Genomic DNA, 19,637 nt, shown 5'->3' on the forward strand with positions numbered 1-19,637 from the left:
GAGTAAGAGCAATAAGTAGAAGCTATAAAGTCCAATCTTTTATAAGTAAGATTAGCAATTCATTAATATCATTTGGAAACAAGGTGTTTAATGGAATAAGTAACTTTTTTAAAGATGGAATTAGCATTATAAGAAATATATATAATTTTTCAGTAAGTTGGATTAATAGTTATGGCTTTTATGGAGGCCTAGCATCAGGAAATTTTAATTTAGGAATGTATCCTGGATTAGCAATGGTTGGAATGGGAGTTGGAGCAGGGGTAACAACATTAGGACCTATAATTCATGGAGGAGTAACAAATAATAATAAAGGAGTAGAAGAATATCTAAAAAAATCTTTCAATCAGCTATTGTTGGGTAACTTTACTAATGATGTTACAGCTTTAGGAACAGTTGGACAAGTTGGATTAGGCTTACTGGGAGCCGATTTACCATTAGATATTAGAGATATAAGCGCTGATTTTATTAATTGGGAATGGTCATGGAAGCATGCGGGACAAACAGCACTTGATTTAGTAACTTTATTACCAATAATTGGAGCAGTAAAATATGCGGATGAGGCATGGATAGGATTAAAGAATGGATTTAAAGTTATAAAAAATTCTGATATAATAAATAAAATAGGATCCCCATTACTTGATTCAGCTAAGGCAATAGGAGCATATATAAAGAAAGCTCCGGATTTAATTCAATATTTTAGAGGTGGAATTAAGAATATAGGAGATCAAATTGATAATATAGGATATAATATACGAAAAGTAATGGGATTTGAACCAGAGCTTGTAGCAGATGGAGTTAGAATAGGTGATATAAAGGACATAGGAAAATTAAATGATATTGATGCACCTCCTTTAAATGATATTCAAAAGAACTATAATAAAATTGTTAATGGTGAAGAAGGTATAAAGGGGGTAAGTAAAGCTGACATAAGAGAAAGAGTATCAAAGAATATTGAAGAAAGTAAAATTGCTAGAGAAGCTTCAAATTATCAAGAATTTGCAAAAATAGATACAAGAATATATGCAGAGAATAATAATTGGGTAGATAAAGCAGGAAATATTATATGGCCACCCGATAGAGGACTTGATGGAGAAGCAGTAATTGAAACTTTAAAGCCAGGAACTAGGATTGACAGATATGGATTTGAGGGTGGTACTTTCGTATCTCCAGAAGGAATTCCATATCCAAGTAGAGCACTTGCACCAGGTACAGAAAATAAACCTTATAATGTATATGAAGTAATTAAACCAATTGAAGTACAGGAAGGGAAAATAGCACCATGGTTCGGTGAACCTGGTGGGGGAATACAGTATGAATTGAACCTATCTGTTAAAAAGCTGATAGAGGGTGGATTTATAAGAAGGGTGGAAATAAAATGACAAAAAATGAGTTGAAAATAAAGTTAATTAACGACAAAGTGCCAGAAGAAGTATATTCATTAGACGGTGGAAGACCCAATGAAGTATATTGTTTAAACTATATAAATGGCAAATGGGAAACCTATTATAGCGAAAGAGGAATAAAATCGGATAAGGAGGAATTTACTACAGAAGACGATGCATGTAATTATTTTTATAAGTGGCTTATTGAATCATTAAAAAGCGTAGGAATAATATAAAAATACTGCAAAATAAGAAAAAATTTAAATGCATAATAGTGAAAAGTTATTATATATAGTAAAATGTATATTCTTATAAAAATACTATACTGCATAACTTAAATAATGTAGTTAAAGAAGTTAAAAGGTTAATGTTTCAGTAAATGGAGCATTAATCTTTTTTTAAAGTAAGACCAAGTATAGAAATACAACATATAGCGTGATAAAATGAGGCTAATAGAGTGAAGTGAGTTCATATAAAAAAACTAACTACATAAAACTAAAAATGGTAAGTGATAAAAAATAGTTAAAAAGTACCTCAAGGCATTGAAGACACTGGGGTTTACAATGATAAGATGTTAAGACAGACTCTGCCCCAAAGGGGTTAGTAAAGCTAGTAACTATAAAGTTGTAAATGAAATTAAGTTAACTCAAGATACAACTTTTGTACGTGTTTATGATAATACCCCAGGAGGTTCTGGTATGTATGGAAGCTGGGTAATGAGGGCAGAAGATATTGAAGGATTGACAGGAAAGCAGATTCAAGATAAATTTGCTTTGCCTAATACTCCTAAATATATATGTGATGTTAAAATAGATGCAGGTACACATATGAGAGTTGGTGAAGTAAACCCACTTGAGGGCTGGGGTAATGGTGGAGGCACTCAATATGATTTAATCGGTCAAAGAGTAGGGGATTTCATAAATGAAAGACCTATAAAATAGGAGGAAAGTATGTATAGTATAAAAGAAAATATCTTGTTTATTGATTCGATAACGGTAGAATTTAATTTTAATATCAGAAGTGCAGTAGAATATTTTGATAAAGTAATAATTCTTTTAAGTATTCCTTATACAAAAAATGATATTAATAATATTTATTGCATAGATAAGTCTGGAAAGATAGTATGGCAATCAGAAGATTTAAAATTGCTTTATCCTAATCTGAAAAATCTTTCATATGAACAAATGGGGATAAAAGATAATACTCTGTATGCTTCTGATTTTTATGGTAGAAGTTATTCTATTAATTTGGATACTGGTAAAATAGAAGGCTGTAATATAGTTAAGTAAAAATCAGTTTATAGAAATTTATATCTATAGGAAGAATATTAATAAGCTACTAAAGTTAATTACTTTTTAACGAAAATTTCTTGTGAATTTTAGGAAGTGTTAAGATAATTAACTGCAAAAATAAGGTTTAATTGACTGCATAAAAATTCTTTTTCATAGAAGAGATTAAAGTTAACTAAAATATTAATAATTAAAGCTGCATAATTTTAATAATGTAGTGAGATAAAGACATAGGAACTAGCTGAAAAATAAAATAGGTTAGTTTCTATTTTTTCTTGAAAGAATTATTGGAAATACTAGTGTGTAGCAGTAAAATATAAAAAGATAGACTCTGCCCCGAGGGGGTTAGTAACCATAATAGAGTATTCAAAAATACGCAAGAGTTATTAAAAGAAACAACATGCTCTAATGAAAAGTTATATCAATATTTAAAGAGCAATGATGATTATTTTAAAACTAGTTATGCAGAGCAGTACTTGAGTACTGAAAAGTGGCCTGATAATATTCAAATTCCTAAAAGTTCAGATGTATTAACATCAAAAGGATCAATAGATTGGAGTCAGGTACCAGATAGTGGTTATGTTTTGGATAGTGGCGAGAAAGCTATCAAGGAGACATATTTTCCTAAGAAGGGAGAGATTATTGATAGATATGGACCATCGGATGGAACATTTATATCACCTGTGATTGATGGCAAACCGTATAGTTATGACAATAGGTCTTTACCATATATAGATGATTTGTCTAAGTATCATCAATATGAATTAACAGATGATTTGAGTAAATTAAGTGATTATATAAGAAATTGCACTGATAAAGAGCTAGTTCAAGATATTAATGATTTTATGGTATACAAAAAGATAAAATCATATGATGATTTAATATCATATAAAGGGGAAATAGCACCTGGCTTTGGTTCAATAGGTGGAGGAATACAATAACAACTACCGTTACCATTGGACATTTTAGAGGAGTTAGGATTTTTAAAAACTATTAAATAAGAAGAGAAAGTATATGACATTTAATGAAGCAATTAAAGTAATAGAAGATGAAGAATTAAATAGATATAAAAAGATAACATTTGATGGCAAGGATATAGAAGAAAATCAAATAGGTATTAGAGAAATAAAAGATGGGTGGCAGGTTTTTTGTACGAATGAAAGAGGCGGTATTGAAATAATAGAAACATATAAAATTAAAGAAGATGCGATTTCTCATATGATAGATGGATTAAGAATCGAAAAAAGGTTTGCTGAAAGACGATTAAGAAAAATAAATAAACAATAAGTGGTTTAATATTATTAATAAACAATATCTGACTACAGAATTACTAATAATCTTGATACAAAAATATTTAAGTATTGTATAGAAGTATAAATGTATAATGTGTTATAAGTTTATCTAATAATCAATATATAATAATACGATGCATAAATTTAATAATGCAGTAAATTGTAACTAAAATAAAAACTAAATATATATTATAAAAATGATAAGAGTCAATGTTTCTAAGCAAAGAAATATTGACTCTTTTTGTATTTAGAAAACTCGCGTTAGACGTTGGATTCTAAATAGCTTATAGCTATGATGGTAATAAAAAAAACTCCTTGTGATATAATAAAAGGCGGTCTGGTAACTGAACTTTAATATGAGAAGGAGGACATTCAAAATGAATGATGTACATAGTTTATCACATACAAAATGGAACTGCAAATACCATATAAAATGAGTGTATCTAGTTTTATGGGATATCTTAAGGGAAAAAGTATTATTATGATATTTAAAAAATGGGGTAATATGAAATATAAATATAGAAATAGAGAGTTTTGGTGTAGAGGATACTATGTTGATATAGTAGAGACAAATAAAAAAGTAATAGAAGAATATATAAAAAATAAAATTCAAGAAGATTTAACTTATGAACAAATGAGTTTAAAAGAATATATAGGCCAGTTTACGGGTGAGCCAGTAAAGAAAGGCAAGTAATAAGAACCCCTTTAGGGGTAGCCAGTGAATTTATGATGCGGTTGAGAAACCGTTTAGCGTACGAGTAGCACAGCCAGTAACGCAGAGCAAACCACCTGTTTGATGGGTGGCCTGATTATATCTTTTAATTGATTATAAAGATATAAATGATACTGATGTATAAGTTATGGTATTAATTTTATTTTTAATATTAAAAACTATAGAAGCAGTTTAATAAACTAATATTAAAATTTATATGCTTATAAAATAAATTATTTAATCTATAAATCTATTAAATTAAAAATAAATATAATAAAAAGTGAAATAAAATAAAACAAAACTTACAAAAACTTGAAATAATATTTCTATAATGATATAATAATAACAAATTGTAAACGAGATCAAAGTTAATATAATACTAATATAAACTATATTTATTTCTTAATAAATACGATTTTTATTATAATTTAAAACAAAAATATTATAAATTATAATAAACAATAAAGGGGGAGTTATGTGAAATAAAGATTTATAGTGAATTAAAATAAACATACAAGATGAAAATATTAAATAAAGATACCTAGGATAAAGTGTTTTGGTAGTTTAGTCTACCTTTTTATATTATTATGCACAAAAGTTTATATTATACTATATGACTTCTTAAGGCTTGACATGAATATTATTATACATTTCTTATTAACACTAAAAAATGATATTAAATAGGGGGATAATTTCATGAATTTAAAGTTAAAAAGAAAGCTTGGAATAATTACATGTGGATTTTTAATTTCATCAATATTATTTCAAGCTAGAGATGTAAAAACTGTAAATGCAAGTAGTAATGGACAAGTAAAATTAGGTATCGATAATTTAGATAAGAATTTAAGCATTTTTGAAGGAAAAAGGGTAGGGTTAATAACAAATCCATCTGGTATGGATAGTAATTTTAAAAGTTCTATAGATGTATTATATGAAAAGACAAATCTAACAACCTTATTTGCTGCTGAGCATGGAATTAGAGGAAATGCACAAGCAGGGGATAATGTAGGAAATGAAGTTGATGAAGTTACTGGACTTCCAGTTCATAGTTTATATGGATCAACTAAAAAGCCAACTCCAGAAATGCTAGAAAATGTTGATATAGTAGCTTATGATATGCAAGATGTAGGAGCTAGATTTTACACATATATAAATACACTAGCCTATGCAATGGAGGCATGTGCAGAAAATAATAAAACATTTGTTGTATTTGATAGACCTAATCCAATTGGTGGAGAAGTACAAGGTAATTTACTTAATCCCGATTTTAGCTCCTTTGTTGGGATGTATCCTATAGTTCAAAGGTATGGAATGACAGTTGGAGAATATGCTAAGTTTATAAATGAAGAATTTAATATAAATTGTAAACTTGAAGTTGTTGAAATGGAAGGCTGGACTCGTGATATGTATTATGATGAAACAGGGTTAAATACATGGGTAATGCCATCTCCGAATATGCCTACTCTAACTACCTCAATAGTTTATACTGGAACTTGTGTTTTTGAAGGGACAAATGTTTCAGAAGGAAGAGGAACAACAAGACCTTTTGAATTAATTGGTGCACCTTGGATTGAACCAATGGATCTTAGTAATAAATTAAATTCTTTAGGTTTACCAGGAGTAAAATTTAGAGCTGCATCATTTACTCCAACATTTTCAAAATATTCAGCATCAGATACTGCAAATTATCCAACAGGAAAGAATCAAGTTTGTGGTGGAGTTCAAGTTTATGTAACTGATAGAGATAATTTTAATGCTGTTAAAACTGGATATGCAATGTTATATACAATTAGAGATATGTATCCAGATAAGTTCCAATACTTAAGTACTAATTTTATAGATAAGTTAACAGGTAACAGCTATGTAAGAGAGGGAAAATATACGTTAGAAGAACTATTTGCAATAGTAGATAAGGAGTCTAATGAATTTAAAGCTAAAACAGAAAAATATTATATTTACCAAGAGTCAAATAGTGGTGGAGAAAATGTAAGCAATATTAAACTTGGTATAGATAATATAGAAGAAAGCTTAGATATATTTAAAGATAAAAAAGTAGGACTTATAACAAATCCATCTGGTATGGATAGTAATTTTAAAAGTTCTATAGATGTATTATACGAAAAAACTAATTTGACAACATTATTTGCTGCTGAACATGGAATTAGAGGATATGCACAAGCTGGAGATAGTGTTGGAAATGAAGTAGATAATATTACTGGACTTCCAGTTCATAGTTTGTATGGATCAACTAAAAAGCCAACTCCAGAAATGCTTGAAAACGTTGATATAGTAGCTTATGATATGCAAGATGTAGGAGCTAGATTCTACACATATATAAATACACTAGCTTATGCAATGGAGGCATGTGCAGAAAATAATAAAACATTTGTTGTATTTGATAGACCTAATCCTATATCAAGTGAAGTACAAGGAAATATACTTGATCCTGAATTTAGTTCATTTGTTGGAATGTATCCTATAGTTCAAAGATATGGATTAACTGTTGGTGAATATGCTCAATATATTAATGACAAATTTAATATTAATTGTGATTTGAAAGTAGTTAAAATGAGTGGATGGTCACAAGAAATGTATTATGATGAAACAGGATTAGATACATGGGTAATGCCTTCACCAAATATGCCAACTTTAGATACAGCAATAGTATATACAGCAACTTGTGTTTTTGAAGGAACAAATTTATCAGAAGGAAGAGGAACAACAAGACCATTCGAACTAATAGGTGCTCCATGGATAAATCCAATAAATTTAGCTAATGAACTTAACTCTCTAGGGTTACCAGGAGTAAAATTTAGAGCAGCTTCATTTACGCCACAGATATCAAAGTATTCAGCATCAGATACTGCAAATTATCCAACTGGGAAAAATCAAGTTTGTGGTGGAGTTCAAGTATATGTAACAGATAGGGATAGCTTTAATTCAGTTAAGACAGGCTATGCTATGTTATATACAGTTAGAGATATGTATCCAGATAAGTTCCAATATTTAAGCACTAATTTCATTGACAAGCTAACTGGAAATAGTTATGTAAGAGAGGGAAAATATACATTAGAAGAATTATTTGCAATAGTAGATAAAGAATCTAGTGAATTTAAATCTGATATAGAAAAATATAGAATATACGTACCAGCATCAACTATTAATAATGTTCCTGTTATAACTTCAAATGATAAAACATTAAAATTAAATGAAAACTTTGATCCATTAAAAGATGTAACAGCTTATGATGAAGAGGATGGAGATTTAACATCATCTATAAAAGTTGTAGAGAATACTGTAGATACTAGTAAGGTTGGAGAATATGTAGTGAACTACAGTGTTTCTGATAGTAATGGTGCTAGTACTTCTAAAAAAATAAATGTTACAGTTAAAGAAGATAATAGTACACCTAAACCAGATGATAACAATAATAAGCCAGAAGAACCATCAAAACCAGATGATAATAAGCCTGGAGAAGCTCCTAAACCAAATGATAATAATAGTGAACCAAATAATAACTCAGGAAGTTTGCCTCAAACTGGTAGTACTGTAAATAGTTCATTATTATTAATAGTTATATCTTTATTTATGATATATATGGGAAAAGGATTTTTAGAAGATAAGTCTAAGAAAGCAGTAGATAAAAAGTAAATTTATGATGTTAATAATAATAAGAACTTTTATAAAATTAAATATTTAGAAGATTTATATTAATTAAAAAGCTATAATCATAAAAGAATTAAAATTCATTTATTGATTATAGCTTTTATATTTATTTAACCTAATTTAGATGAATATATTATTAAAATAAATTATATTCAATGTAACATAATATTTATAGAAATTCTTTATTTAATCTTATTTATGAATTGCGAACTAAAAAATATCGCATAGTATTAAAAATTTAAAAACAAAATCACACATAAGAAAACTATCCAATAAATGAAACTAAGAAGAGAATTACAAATTACATACGTGTAAAAAATTATTTTAATAATTCAATATTTTAAATTTGGTTTTGTAATAGAAATACTCGTAAATGATAATAAAAAATTAAATAAATAGAATTAATGCATTTATACTAAATTGTAAATTATGGTATAATTACTAAAAATGTATAATTAATATATGTTTAAAAATACATAGATACACTAATAGAGTTTTAAAAAGTTATAGTTTTATAAATAATTAAGGGGGAAAGTATGTGGAGATATTATCTGTTATAATTATTTTACTTCAAATAGCTATACCAGTAGCATTAATAATATTTATAATAAGAATACTGATAATTCAAAAAAGGCTTAAAAATGAAATAGAAAAATTAAATATACAATTAAAAGAAATAATTGATAAAAAAAGTAAGGAGAAAAAATAGAATATCAGACTGGTAGGAGGACATAATGGATATAAAAATAAGAATGGTTAGTGAAAATGATGTAGAAGAAATATTAAGAATATATGAACCATATGTAAAGGACACAGCAATAACTTTTGAATATGAAGTACCAGTAGTTGATGAATTTAGAAATCGTATTAGAAAAATATCTAAAGATTATCCTTATTTAGTTTGTGTTTTAGATAAAAAAATAATAGGATATGCATATTCATATAGACATAAAGAAAGAGCAGCATATCAATGGAATGTTGAATTATCTGTTTATATTGATAATGCATACCTACGTTATGGACTTGGAAAAGCTTTTTATACAGCTTTAATTGAAATATCTAAACTTCAAAATATCAAAAATATTTATGGAGGAGTCACTTCTAATAATGTAAATAGTGAGAAATTGCATGAGTATTTTGGATTTAAGAAGATAGGAGTTTACCATAATACTGGATATAAATTTGGCAAATGGCATGATGTAGTTTGGTTTGAAAAAAGTATCAATGAAGATTATTGTGAACCAAAGCCTTTATTATCAATTAAAAATGTTGACCAAGGTCTAGTTAACGATATTATGGATGAATGCCGTAAGCTAATAAAAATATTATGAAAGGGATTATTATGAAAGAAATATTATATATGTCACACTGTGTTTTTCCAACACCTGATATTAAAAGAACAGCAGCTTATTATAAAAAAACATTAGGATTTAGAGTAGAAGAATATCTAGATGTAAAGGAACCTCATATTTGTTTGTATCGAGATTTTACTGAAATTATTTTAACAAAGTCAAATGGACAAGAGGTAATTCCAAATAGAAAATTATATGGATATGGCTATGATGCATACTTTATAACAGATAATCAAGAAATTTTACAAGAGGAATTAAAAAATTCAGGAGCTAAAATTGTTCGAAAGTTATCATACACTGATTATCATAATAAAGAGTTTGTTATTGAAGATATCGATGGAAGATGGATATGTTTTGGAATAAAAGAATCTTAGAAGTACTAAAGGAGATAATGATGAAATTTAAATTAGAGGATCTAATAAGAGTTCTAAATGTAAATGTATTAGAAAATGATACTTGCGTTGAAATGAATTTTTCTATTGATGATGATTTAGAATATGGAGACTGTTGGTTAGGTAAAACGTCAAACAATGATAATAATAAAGAAATTTATTGGTACGGACTAGTTGAGGATGGGTCACAAGCTTATAATTATGATTACTTAGAGGAACTTTTAAGTGCAAAAGTGTTTAAAGGTAATAACATACGTGATATATGGGAAAGAGTTACTTGGTACTCATTAAATGGATGTGATGTAGAGGAGATGTTAGAATACATTTAGTATATCTATATTAACACTTTTTATTATTTTCTTTAAAAATTTTTATGTAATGAATAATATTTTAAAAAATAAATGACAGTGGATCAAGTCCTTAGCGTATAAATATGAAGTGATTTCTAAGAAAAAGATAAATGATTCTTTAGTTGAGGCAAAAATAAAATTTTATTGGGAGACTTCGTATTCACCTACTGAAATTACTGAAACAACATTAATAATTGTTAAAGTTGATGATGTTTAGTGTGTAAAAGAAGTAAAGTAGAAATAAATATTTAAGAGTGGTAATATGCGGTTAGAAAAAGAAATGTTTGATTAATAATAAATACAGCAAAAGGTGATGAAAGAATTAGAGTTATTTTTTACTTTGCTGTTAGTGTTGGAAAATAAGAAAAATATATGTATAAATGGTTATATTAAGAGGGGTGGAATAAATTTTTAAAAACATGTCCTTCTGGAAAAGTAAAAGAAACATATAAATAAATTATGAGATGAGGGTGAATTGGAGGTTATATGGTGGATAAAGAAAAACTATATTTTGAAATTGAGAATTCAGAAGAGTTTATTAATAGTAAATCAGAATATGACTTAGAAAAAGATGAAGTTAACTTTAATAAGTTAAGTAGCATAAGTAAAAATATAATTTTTGTTGGAATTGTTGCAGGACTTTACTCATTAATAAAAGATTACAACGTAATGGGTATCTTATCTATTATAAAGTTATTTATTTGTATTTATATAAGTTACATTGCAAAAATAGTGATTAATGAATTAATAAATATCACAGATAAACTTAATAAACATTAGAAATATAAAGAATTTAAGTAAGTATATTTAAAATTATGAATTACGGGCTTACTACATATAATAAAGCAGTAAGCCTATAAGTATAATAAGTAAATTAAGTATTTTTAATATTTTTTAATGAGCTTACAAGTACATCTACACATTCTTGAATATAACCATCATCTGATTTATCAGTGCCTATTTCTACTAATAATGAATTATTAGATAATTCCTGATTACGTTTTAAATGTTCAGCAGTAACATCATAGTAATATATTGATGCTTTAACTTTATCAGATTTTGAAATCTCATTTACTAGTTGTTCTGCAAATTTATTATTTTCTTCAAAATGTGAATTATCTTTTGCAAGGACAAAAGTAATAATTTCAGGATCAGATTCAAAAGAATCACTATTACTTCTATGAATATCTAAAAGGATTGCATTTTCATATTCAGACACATTTTTGGTTATAGATTCATTTGAAATTTTATATGAATTTATATACTCTATACTTGATTGGGAGCTAATAAAACTACTGTTTAAGCCTTCATTATTAAATTTATGGTTGATTAAAGCGCCTAAATCAGTTACTTTAACTCCAGATTCATATTGTTCATCTGGATGACTATTATATATAACTATATCAGATGAAAATGGAATAGTAGAACTTGAATTATCTATAGTTATATTCTTAATAGTATCTAATAGAGAGAGTGATGATTCATTATTATTTGAATCACTTGATTTAGTTATTTTTAAGTTATCTATTTTATTCGAATCTGATAATGTATTTTGTTTTCTTAAATATACATACCCTAATGATGCACATACAGTTAGAAATATAACTGTTATAATAATATTTTTATGGATTTTCTTCAAAAGAATACACCTCCTTTCTTTAAAAGTATATTAAATAAATATTTATATTATGAAAGTAAATCGAAAGTAATTAATAATCTTACTAATTTTTGTGATGTATTAATAAATAAGTTAAATAGTCTCATGAAATATAAAATATAGGTTAGCAAATTTTAAATAATTATAAAAAATGAAAAATAAAGACTATTATATATTATAAAAATAAAAAATTATTTGATGGAGGGATTTTATATGTTTGGAAAAGATAAAAAAGAAAAGAGATTCGTTATTAAAGAGGAGCAATTGTTAGGATTTGGAGCAATATATATTGTTGTTGATAATCATACAGGAGTAAATTATTTAATGACTGTTGGAACAGGGCAGAATGGAGTTACACCGCTATTGGATTCTGATGGGAAGGTCATAGTTGATAGATAAAATTCAATTTATAAAAGATATAATTGTTTCTTTTATAAGTATAATGATTTCAACAGTTGCCTATTTTAAATCAAGAAATAATTTTACTAGAAATAGGATGATTATAAAGAAAGCAAAATAAAATTTGCAAAATATATAGATAAATTATGTTATTAAGATTTATAGCAGAAAAGAGAATAATTGATAAAGAGGATGAGGATGAAAAATGAATAATAAATTATTAGATTGGGCAATTGAATTGCAAAGTATTGCGCAAGGTGGTTTATATTATTGCAAAGATAAGTTTGATATAGAAAGGTTTGAAAGGATTAGAGAAATTTCAGCAGAAATGATAAGTTTACAATCAGATATTCCTTTAGATAAAGTGAAGAACTTATTTTGTAATGAAATTGGATATCAAACCCCTAAGTTAGATAGTAGAGCAGCAATATTTAAAGATAATAAAATTTTATTAGTTCAAGAAAACAATGCTACTTGGTCATTGCCAGGTGGGTGGGTAGATGTAGATTTATCAATAAAAGAAAACACAATAAAAGAAGTAAAAGAAGAGGCAGGTTTAAATGTTACAGCAGATATGATTATTGCTGTTCAAGATAGAGAAAAGCATAATTTACCAATATATGCTTATAAAGTATGTAAAGTTTTTGTTCTATGTTCTTTAATAGATGGAGAATTTAAGAAAAATATTGAAACAATAAAAAGTGATTATTTTTCATTAGATAATTTGCCATTATTAGCAACAGAAAAAAATAACGAAGAGCAAATAAAAATGTGTTTTGAAGCGTATCAAAGTACAAATTGGAAAACATTATTTGACTAGATTCTATTTACGTAAATTAAATGTGGTTATGGAGGAATAAATATGGTTAAAGAAATAAGAAGAAAAGATAGAAAAATAGAAGCTTCAGAAGCAATAGACATATTAAAAAAATGCGAATATGGAATTTTATCTACAGTAGATGAGAATGGATATCCATATGGAATCCCATTGAGTTATGTTTATGCAAATGATTCAATATATTTTCATAGTTCAGTAGAAGGGCATAAGTTGGAAAATATAAAGAACAATGATAAAGTATCGTTTTGTGTAGTTGGACAAACTGATGTATTACCAGATAAATTTAGTACTAAATATGAAAGTGTAATAATATTTGGAAGAGCAAAAGAAGTATTTGAAGATGAAAAGAAGGAAGCTCTCTTAGAATTAATTAAAAAATATTCAGTAGATTATATGGAAAAGGGTAAAGTATACATTAAAAATGCAAGTACTAAAACTAAAGTTATAAAGGTAGGTATTGATCATATATCTGGAAAGGCAAGAAGATAATTTCTATATGGAGATAAATTGATGAAAAAAATACTATATAAAAATCCAGTAATGGCAGCAATAATAATAAATTTATTTACATTGTTCTTATTAATCTACTCAATTAATGAAAGGATATCATTTCTTTTTATGATACCATTTTTTACTGGTGTTCTGAATAGAAATATAATGGATAATGGAGAATATATAACTAATAAGAATAAAATTATAATTGTTTCTAGCTTTTTATTAATATTAGCTATTTATTTAATTTATGGGTTTAATATTATTCGTTTAAGAAACTCATAAAAATTGTAATTCATTAGCAAGGATTGAAAATAAGATGTTCGATATTCAATATTAAATAATAGAATTTAAATGTTCACCTTTTACTATGTTAAAAAGTTATATATACATGGTACCATAAAAGATAACTTATGAGGGGAGAGAGGGCAATTAGAGATGCTGTATATAATTTAGTGAAAAATGACTTATCTTTAGCTTATAAGTATTTAATTTCAATAGGAGAATATAAGGAAGATTCATAAGATATTATTTAAGAAACTTTTATTAAAGTGCATGAAAAATGTGTATATTAATAGATCAAAATGTTAAGTTATGAGTGTTTAATGTTGCTATTAATAGATTTTATACATTACATAAAAGAAGCAAGATTAATTTTAAAGTTTCAGATTAACTGTTAAAATATTAAAAGTGACTTTTAAATGATTATTATAAAGTTACTTAAATATTAAGGTTTAATTCAAATATAATGAATAATTTGATTATATTGCGAATTAAGTAATAAGAATGTTCTTTGAAAATTAAATAGTACTGTATTGGGAAAATATGTTATAATTGCTTCGTAATAGTATTATATTTTTCGTGAACATACTTAAGGTGAAAGGAATGAATTAGATGGTAGAAGCAGAGTTAGTTGCTATTAAAGTATCTCATTTACTTATTAGCATAGGATTTATAATTATTATTGGAGTAGGCTTATTAATCTATATGAAAAAAAGAAATAAGTCATAATGTTAAGTATTACGAAGATAAAATTAAATATTAAATTGCTAAAATACCGTACTATTCAAAAGTGAATATGCGGTATTTTTTAGTTCGCAATTCAAATATGTAGTGAACTAAATCAAAAAAAGCAGCTGTATTTGTAGTTCTTAGAGAATTTGCAATTTATTTTGAACGTAAACTTTATAAGAGCTTATAAATAAATAATAAATTTTAATTTGAGATTATTTAAAGAACTAAATGAATAGATAGATTTAAGGAAATAATTATGGGATATGGAATTTTATTAATAATAGCAGGATTATTATGTATATTTTTATAAAAAACTAAATGGCATAAAAATTATATAATTAGACACAATTTTATGGAATCAGAAGAATTTTTCAGATTTATTAGAAATGTTATTGGGGGAATATTAATATTTTTGGGGACTATATTTTTTATTAATATACTATAATTTGTATTAAAGACTTATTTCTATAGGTCTTTATTTTTTTATATAAGAAAATTGATTATTATGAAAATAGATAATCAAATTAAGTAATTAAAAATTAAATAAATTAATTGAGAATTTTCATTATTGATAAATAAAAGGCTAATAAAATTCAAATTGATGTTATTAAAAGGAATGTTATTAATATTTAAGAATTATATTAGAAATCAAACAATTACAAGTTTACAAAATATGCTATAATTAATTTATAATGGTAAATTATGGAGAGAAAAATTTCTTGATTATTTAGAGTGGATAATAAAATTGTTAAAAGCATGTATTTGGCTATACTTTATGTAACAATTAATTCATTAAAATAAAAGGAGAGAATTTATTTGAATAAATATCTATATAAATCTAAAAGAAATAAAGAAATTTCAGGCGTATGTGGAGGGATAGCAGAATATTTTGGGTTTAATGCAACTACATTAAGAATATTATTTGTAATATTTATAGGTGTTACATTTTGGTTATATATAGTGCTATTATTTCTTATGCCATCAGACAATATGTGTTAAATATTAATAATGCTGCTTCAAGAGAACTGACATATCTTTCAATTTATCCATTTTTAAATAAGGAAGTTATAGAATTTATAAATAAGAATAGATTAGAAGTTATTTATATAAAACTTAAAACTATATTTAAATAAAAGTGTGCACTAAATTAATACTTACCTATTAGAATTGTATAAAAAAAGAGGTGATAGTATAAAAAGACTAGTTTTAAAAGTATTTTATATTATAATAGTTTCATCAATTTTAATAGGTTGCAGATCAGTTGAAGAAAATAAAAGAGAAGATGGAGTAGAGGTTGAGCCAATAATTCCTAAAGTCTCTCTTGATGAAAATATTGGGTCTGATATGATACAACTAGATTATGCATCTGAAAATAGAATTATATTTCATGGACACTTTGGGTTATTTTTATATGATCTTAATGATAAAAAGATAATAAGAAACATTGATTTAGAATCAAATAATATAAATTATAATCAAGGAGACAATTATTGTGACGTTTCAGTTAGTAAAGATGGTAACATAGTTAAATTGCATAATATATCAAGTGAAGAAATGTATGTTTACAATATAGAAGAAAACTCATTAATAAAATGTGATTATAGAGCTGTGGATAATGAGTATGAATTTGAGCTGATTCCACTTGAAATCAAAGAAGAAACATATTGGTATATTAATTAGGATATTAAATTTAAGAATGGAGATATAGGATATTTGATTTCTAGAGAAAGAACTATTGGAACATTAGAGTATATTTATAAAGATAATATTTATCCTATTTTTAATTAATAGTAATAAATTTAATATTTAAGGGGTAGGTGATATGGGAAAGAATTTAAGAAGAAGATTTTATATATTAGTAATAGGTTGCTCAATATTATATTTGTTTATAAACAATTTATCACAACCAAATATAAAGGGAAGATGGAATTTATATACTGGTAGTGATATAAATTCAGAACTAAATATAGCAGAAAAACTAAATTCAAAGGACTATATGGATATTTCAGAAACATCAATTAATGAATATAGAAGTAATGGAAAAGATGGAGCTTCTACTTATGAAATAAAAGGAGATAAATTATATTCTGGCGATGCGATTTTTACATTTAAAATATCTAATATTGAAGGTGAAATAGTTATGTATTTAACGTTAGTAGGATATAATTTTGGACATGGCGAAGATAAGTATGTTGACGATGGAGAGACATACATTTATGTATTTGATAAAGAAATGGATAGAGATAATTTATAATAATGTATAAATAAAAAATACAGCATAATAAATAATATGGTGTTAACATAAGAAGTAGTGTATGTATTTTTGTAAATAATTCTTTGGAAATGAGTACAAATTTTTCTTCAATCAATACTCAGATTAGAGTTTATAGTAAAGAGTATTTATATTTTGTTATTAATGGAGGTTATATGAAGATAATTGTAATTTATAAATCAAAAACTGGTTTTACGAAAAGGTATGCAGAATGGATTTCAGAAGAACTTAAATGCGATATTTTAGATTATAAAAATTTATCAAGGTCTTCTATTGCAGAATATGATTTTATAATTTATGGAAGCCGTGTTCATGCAGGGAAAATTGATGGAATAAAAAAGATAAAAGCATTATTTTCAGATAATGAAATGTCTAAGCTAATCATATTTGCTACAGGTGCAACACCTTTGGCAGCAGAAGATGTTATCAATACAATTTGGCAATCAAACTTTTCAAATGAAGAATTAAAAATAATTTCACATTTTTATATGCAAGGTGGGCTTAATTGTGAAAAAATGGGAATCTTAGATCGTATGATTATGAGAACACTTGCTAAAATTTTGAGTAATAAAAAAGATAAAAGTCCAAATGAAGCTGGATTTGAGCAAGCTATTGGAAGTTCTTATGATATTTCTTCTAAAAAGTATATTGTACCATTAATTCAGTTTGTAAAATTACAATCAAAAATAGTTGAATAAGATTAGTAAAGTATGAAGGTAGAAAGAATAAATATAAAGGTTGATTATTTAAGGATTAATTCCTGTAAATTATGGACATTTTTAAGGAAACTTAGGGGTTTCCTTAAAAATGTCCTAATAACCTAATATTACAAATTACTCATTTTGAATTACCTATAACTATCTATCAAACCACTCATTAGTTTTTGGATGAGTATAATGAGGTGTAAATTCCATAATACGATATTCTTGAGAACCAGAGATCTTAAGTGGATCAGTATTTAAGTAAGCTTCTACTTCCTCAAGTGAATTAGCTTTCATAATTAAAATGCCACCACTCATATCCTCTTTTAGTCCTGTTATTAGTGTTACACCTTTTTCGATTGCTTTTTGAGAATGAGCTATATGTTCATTCATAACACTTTCATCTATTTCAACAGAACTATTTAGTTTACCTTCGATAATAAAATATTTCATTTCTATTATCCTCCTTCTTTATATAAAATATATTATGTATATTATATCATAATAATAATTAATAAAGAATTAATATTAATATTATGAAACTGTTTTAGACTATTAATTATAAAGGAGAATATTTATAAATAATTCTTAAAGTGCTGAAAAGAGGTGGAAATATTGAATTTAAAAAGTAGAAATTTCTTAGTAAAATTATTTATCTGTATATTTGTAGTATGGATAATATCTAGCTATGCTTATGCAAAAATAACAAGGAATGTACCTATGAGAAAGCCATCTGTAACTATAAAATACAACGGAAAAGCTGTTCCTACAAGTATTGGAGAACATACATGGTCTGAAGATTTGCCAAAGGGACAAAAAACAGGGAGTAGTTATTTAGTAGGACCATCATATGATGCTGGAATGGAAGTTTCAGGATTTTCTGCAAACCCTAATAGCGAAGTAGAAGTAACTTTTAAGTCAGCACCTCCAGAAATAATTTTAAGGTCATGGGTAATAGGTGATTCTGAAAACAATACAACTATAAAATTTGATTCTTCAAAAAAAGTAAATAATATAACCTTACCAGAGAAAAAAGGAGAATATATTTATGAAGTTAATGGATATTGGAGTGAAGGAAACTATACTTCAACTATATTTAAAGTTATAGTAGAGTAGATTTAGCTAATTAATATAAAATTAAATAGGAGAATATTTATGATAGAAGTAGTGTTTGGGGAAAGTGAAGGTGGAATATTGAAAATAGCTAAGGAGCATTATAAATCAAATTATGATGAGGAAGCTATTTTTTGCTTTGGAAATAAATCTAATAAAGAAGAGATTAATAAAACTTCTAATAGTGAATAAATTTCTAACAATCTTTCAGAAGTAATATGTATTCCTTTTATGCTTGATATTGGTGATATCAATATTCCTATCAGAGGAGTATGCATCAAAAGGAGAAAAACTTCGTATATGGTATAGCAATGCAGCTTATTCTCTTTGTGAATTATATTATGTATGTAATTTTCTAAAAAAATATAAATGTAAAATATTAGTTATTAAACTACCAAGTTATATGAAATTTTCATTGATATTATCTATATTAGGAATATTATTTACTTTCTCATTTAGTAATAAAGTGTGCTATGGAGATATTATATTAAAATATATAGGATTAAATCCATGGTCTAATGGGAATAGCGGTACACATTATACAGTATTATATTCTCTTATATTTTTTATACCATCGTTTATTTTAGGATACAAATTTAAAAATGACTATGGAGTAAAGGCAGGAAGGATAATTTCTTTTATAATGATAACTTTGATTATAATAGTATTTCCGCTATTTAGTGCAGTGGGGTTATAATATTTTAAAGAAATCAATC

Annotated in this window: 27 protein-coding genes and 1 pseudogene; 26 read left to right on the forward strand and 2 right to left on the reverse strand. The window is 26.0% G+C overall.

Annotated features, from left to right (window positions below):
• The 13 genes and pseudogenes from J7M87_RS02330 to J7M87_RS02390 all read left to right on the forward strand — a co-directional run.
• Window positions 1-1,379: glycohydrolase toxin TNT-related protein (locus J7M87_RS02330; RefSeq protein ID WP_291648294.1), on the forward strand; the 1,379-nt coding region annotated here is incomplete at its 5' end.
• Complete coding sequence (locus J7M87_RS02335) at window positions 1,376-1,618, forward strand: hypothetical protein (RefSeq protein WP_291648297.1); 243 nt, start codon at window positions 1,376-1,378, stop codon at window positions 1,616-1,618. The genes J7M87_RS02330 and J7M87_RS02335, both read left to right, overlap by 4 nt.
• Before the next feature lie 462 nt (window positions 1,619-2,080).
• Window positions 2,081-2,323 (forward strand): hypothetical protein, encoded by a 243-nt coding sequence (locus J7M87_RS02340; protein WP_291648299.1) that lies wholly within the window; start codon window positions 2,081-2,083, stop codon window positions 2,321-2,323.
• A gap of 9 nt (window positions 2,324-2,332) precedes the next feature.
• Complete coding sequence (locus J7M87_RS02345; RefSeq protein WP_291648301.1) at window positions 2,333-2,671, forward strand: hypothetical protein; 339 nt, start codon at window positions 2,333-2,335, stop codon at window positions 2,669-2,671.
• A gap of 476 nt (window positions 2,672-3,147) precedes the next feature.
• Window positions 3,148-3,612 (forward strand): TNT domain-containing protein, encoded by a 465-nt coding sequence (locus tag J7M87_RS02350; protein ID WP_291648303.1) that lies wholly within the window; start codon window positions 3,148-3,150, stop codon window positions 3,610-3,612.
• Window positions 3,613-3,685: 73 nt separating this feature from the next.
• The gene (locus J7M87_RS02355; RefSeq protein ID WP_271845905.1) at window positions 3,686-3,958 is read left to right on the forward strand and encodes a hypothetical protein; all 273 of its coding nucleotides are present in this window, start codon (window positions 3,686-3,688) and stop codon (window positions 3,956-3,958) included.
• Between the two features lie 382 nt (window positions 3,959-4,340).
• A pseudogene (locus J7M87_RS02360) lies at window positions 4,341-4,657 on the forward strand (transposase).
• Between the two features lie 714 nt (window positions 4,658-5,371).
• A complete protein-coding gene (locus J7M87_RS02365) occupies window positions 5,372-8,326 on the forward strand; it encodes an exo-beta-N-acetylmuramidase NamZ domain-containing protein (RefSeq protein WP_291648307.1) in 2,955 nt (984 codons plus the stop codon).
• Window positions 8,327-8,879: 553 nt separating this feature from the next.
• Window positions 8,880-9,050 carry a hypothetical protein gene (locus J7M87_RS02370; protein ID WP_291648308.1) on the forward strand — a complete coding sequence of 57 codons (171 nt, stop codon included), beginning with the start codon at window positions 8,880-8,882 and terminating at the stop codon, window positions 9,048-9,050.
• Window positions 9,051-9,075: 25 nt separating this feature from the next.
• The gene (locus tag J7M87_RS02375) at window positions 9,076-9,672 is read left to right on the forward strand and encodes a GNAT family N-acetyltransferase (RefSeq protein WP_291648310.1); all 597 of its coding nucleotides are present in this window, start codon (window positions 9,076-9,078) and stop codon (window positions 9,670-9,672) included.
• 11 nt (window positions 9,673-9,683) lie between these two features.
• Entirely contained in the window at window positions 9,684-10,067 is a 384-nt protein-coding gene (locus tag J7M87_RS02380; RefSeq protein WP_291648312.1) for a VOC family protein, read from the forward strand.
• A 20-nt stretch (window positions 10,068-10,087) separates the two neighbouring features.
• Window positions 10,088-10,414 (forward strand): hypothetical protein, encoded by a 327-nt coding sequence (locus J7M87_RS02385; RefSeq protein ID WP_291648314.1) that lies wholly within the window; start codon window positions 10,088-10,090, stop codon window positions 10,412-10,414.
• Between the two features lie 510 nt (window positions 10,415-10,924).
• The gene (locus J7M87_RS02390; protein ID WP_291648316.1) at window positions 10,925-11,215 is read left to right on the forward strand and encodes a hypothetical protein; all 291 of its coding nucleotides are present in this window, start codon (window positions 10,925-10,927) and stop codon (window positions 11,213-11,215) included.
• 94 nt (window positions 11,216-11,309) lie between these two features.
• On the opposite strand, the gene J7M87_RS02395 is transcribed toward J7M87_RS02390, so the two are convergent.
• Complete coding sequence (locus J7M87_RS02395; RefSeq protein ID WP_291648318.1) at window positions 11,310-12,074, reverse strand: stage II sporulation protein P; 765 nt, start codon at window positions 12,072-12,074, stop codon at window positions 11,310-11,312.
• A 231-nt stretch (window positions 12,075-12,305) separates the two neighbouring features.
• Between J7M87_RS02395 and J7M87_RS02400 the strand changes: the two genes are divergently transcribed.
• The 10 genes from J7M87_RS02400 (at window position 12,306) to J7M87_RS02445 (ending at window position 17,805) form a co-directional block, all read left to right on the forward strand.
• A complete protein-coding gene (locus J7M87_RS02400; RefSeq protein ID WP_291648320.1) occupies window positions 12,306-12,491 on the forward strand; it encodes a DUF6440 family protein in 186 nt (61 codons plus the stop codon).
• Window positions 12,481-12,612: a hypothetical protein gene (locus tag J7M87_RS02405; protein ID WP_291648322.1), complete on the forward strand. Its 132-nt coding sequence runs from the start codon at window positions 12,481-12,483 to the stop codon at window positions 12,610-12,612. Before J7M87_RS02400 ends, J7M87_RS02405 begins: the two co-directional genes overlap by 11 nt.
• A gap of 84 nt (window positions 12,613-12,696) precedes the next feature.
• Window positions 12,697-13,311 carry an NUDIX hydrolase gene (locus tag J7M87_RS02410; RefSeq protein WP_291648324.1) on the forward strand — a complete coding sequence of 205 codons (615 nt, stop codon included), beginning with the start codon at window positions 12,697-12,699 and terminating at the stop codon, window positions 13,309-13,311.
• 42 nt (window positions 13,312-13,353) lie between these two features.
• Window positions 13,354-13,818: a pyridoxamine 5'-phosphate oxidase family protein gene (locus J7M87_RS02415; RefSeq protein ID WP_291648327.1), complete on the forward strand. Its 465-nt coding sequence runs from the start codon at window positions 13,354-13,356 to the stop codon at window positions 13,816-13,818.
• A gap of 21 nt (window positions 13,819-13,839) precedes the next feature.
• Window positions 13,840-14,106 (forward strand): hypothetical protein, encoded by a 267-nt coding sequence (locus J7M87_RS02420; protein ID WP_291648329.1) that lies wholly within the window; start codon window positions 13,840-13,842, stop codon window positions 14,104-14,106.
• Between the two features lie 609 nt (window positions 14,107-14,715).
• Complete coding sequence (locus tag J7M87_RS02425; protein ID WP_291648331.1) at window positions 14,716-14,832, forward strand: LPXTG cell wall anchor domain-containing protein; 117 nt, start codon at window positions 14,716-14,718, stop codon at window positions 14,830-14,832.
• Between the two features lie 819 nt (window positions 14,833-15,651).
• Window positions 15,652-15,834, forward strand: a complete 183-nt coding sequence (locus J7M87_RS02430; RefSeq protein WP_291648333.1) for a PspC domain-containing protein — start codon at window positions 15,652-15,654, stop codon at window positions 15,832-15,834.
• 168 nt (window positions 15,835-16,002) lie between these two features.
• Window positions 16,003-16,515, forward strand: coding sequence for a hypothetical protein (locus J7M87_RS02435; protein WP_291648335.1), 513 nt, complete (start codon window positions 16,003-16,005; stop codon window positions 16,513-16,515).
• 142 nt (window positions 16,516-16,657) lie between these two features.
• Complete coding sequence (locus J7M87_RS02440; protein ID WP_291648337.1) at window positions 16,658-17,089, forward strand: hypothetical protein; 432 nt, start codon at window positions 16,658-16,660, stop codon at window positions 17,087-17,089.
• Between the two features lie 173 nt (window positions 17,090-17,262).
• Window positions 17,263-17,805, forward strand: coding sequence for a flavodoxin domain-containing protein (locus J7M87_RS02445; RefSeq protein WP_291648339.1), 543 nt, complete (start codon window positions 17,263-17,265; stop codon window positions 17,803-17,805).
• 159 nt (window positions 17,806-17,964) lie between these two features.
• On the opposite strand, the gene J7M87_RS02450 is transcribed toward J7M87_RS02445, so the two are convergent.
• Entirely contained in the window at window positions 17,965-18,261 is a 297-nt protein-coding gene (locus J7M87_RS02450) for a YciI family protein (RefSeq protein WP_291648340.1), read from the reverse strand.
• Window positions 18,262-18,423: 162 nt separating this feature from the next.
• On the opposite strand from J7M87_RS02450, the gene J7M87_RS02455 reads away from it, so the two are divergent.
• Genes J7M87_RS02455 through J7M87_RS02465 form a run of 3 tightly spaced genes read left to right on the forward strand, consistent with a single transcriptional unit; the run spans window position 18,424 to window position 19,618 of the window.
• Window positions 18,424-18,924: a hypothetical protein gene (locus tag J7M87_RS02455; RefSeq protein ID WP_291648342.1), complete on the forward strand. Its 501-nt coding sequence runs from the start codon at window positions 18,424-18,426 to the stop codon at window positions 18,922-18,924.
• Between the two features lie 39 nt (window positions 18,925-18,963).
• Entirely contained in the window at window positions 18,964-19,113 is a 150-nt protein-coding gene (locus J7M87_RS02460; protein ID WP_291648344.1) for a hypothetical protein, read from the forward strand.
• 52 nt (window positions 19,114-19,165) lie between these two features.
• Entirely contained in the window at window positions 19,166-19,618 is a 453-nt protein-coding gene (locus J7M87_RS02465) for a DUF1835 domain-containing protein (RefSeq protein WP_291648346.1), read from the forward strand.
• The last annotated feature ends 19 nt before the right edge of the window (window positions 19,619-19,637 follow it).

Source organism: Clostridium sp., assembly GCF_017888565.1.
Lineage (GTDB): Bacteria > Bacillota > Clostridia > Clostridiales > Clostridiaceae > Clostridium.